Source organism: Streptococcus sp. GMD6S, assembly GCF_000297015.1.
Genome location: NZ_AJRH01000328.1, coordinates 1 through 1,185, shown reverse-complemented (window position 1 = coordinate 1,185; position 1,185 = coordinate 1). Strand labels below are relative to the sequence as shown.

2 protein-coding genes are annotated in these 1,185 nt (G+C 44.1%); both read left to right on the top strand.

Annotated features, from left to right (window positions below):
* Positions 1–209, top strand: a 209-nt coding sequence (locus tag GMD6S_RS11380; protein WP_000474666.1) for a hypothetical protein, incomplete at its 5' end; no start/stop codon positions are given.
* Positions 210–224: 15 nt separating this feature from the next.
* Positions 225–1,185 (top strand): chaperonin GroEL (groEL, locus tag GMD6S_RS11375; RefSeq protein WP_000031547.1); only part of this gene is annotated, 961 nt, incomplete at its 3' end.

The following is a 1,185-nucleotide window of genomic DNA, read 5'->3' as shown; positions in this document are numbered from 1 at the left end:
CAGGCTCAGCCCAAGAACAAACAAAAACAGCCCAAGTTATAGCTACAGGACAAGGTGTTCGTACCTTGAATGGTGACTTGGTTGCTCCAAGCGTTAAGGCTGGAGACCGTGTCTTAGTTGAAGCACATGCGGGTATTGATGTCAAAGATGGAGATGAAAAGTATATCATCGTTGGTGAAGCTAACATCTTGGCAATCATTGAAGAATAGAAGGAGAAAGTAAGTATGTCAAAAGAAATTAAATTTTCATCTGATGCTCGTTCAGCTATGGTCCGTGGTGTCGATATCCTTGCAGACACTGTTAAAGTAACCTTGGGACCAAAAGGTCGTAATGTCGTGTTGGAAAAATCATTTGGCTCACCACTCATCACCAATGACGGTGTTACTATTGCCAAAGAAATTGAACTAGAAGACCATTTTGAAAATATGGGTGCCAAATTGGTATCAGAAGTAGCTTCAAAAACCAATGATATCGCAGGTGACGGAACGACAACTGCAACTGTTTTGACTCAAGCTATCGTACGTGAAGGAATCAAGAACGTCACAGCAGGTGCCAACCCAATCGGCATTCGTCGGGGGATTGAAGCAGCAGTTGCTGCTGCAGTAGAAGCCTTGAAAAACAATGCCATCCCTGTTGCCAATAAAGAAGCCATCGCTCAGGTTGCTGCTGTATCTTCTCGTTCTGAAAAAGTCGGCGAATACATCTCTGAAGCCATGGAAAAAGTTGGCAAGGATGGAGTCATCACCATTGAAGAGTCACGTGGTATGGAAACAGAACTTGAAGTCGTAGAAGGAATGCAGTTTGACCGCGGTTACCTTTCACAGTACATGGTGACAGATAGCGAAAAAATGGTGGCAGACCTTGAAAATCCATACATTTTGATTACCGACAAGAAGATTTCCAATATCCAAGAAATCTTGCCGCTTCTAGAAAGTATTCTTCAAAGCAATCGTCCACTCTTGATTATTGCAGATGATGTGGATGGTGAAGCTCTTCCTACTCTTGTATTGAACAAGATTCGTGGAACCTTCAACGTAGTAGCAGTTAAGGCCCCTGGCTTTGGGGACCGTCGTAAGGCTATGTTGGAAGACATCGCCATCTTGACAGGTGGAACTGTTATCACAGAAGATCTTGGCCTTGAGTTGAAGGACGCTACTATTGAGGCGCTTGGTCAAGCAGCGAGAG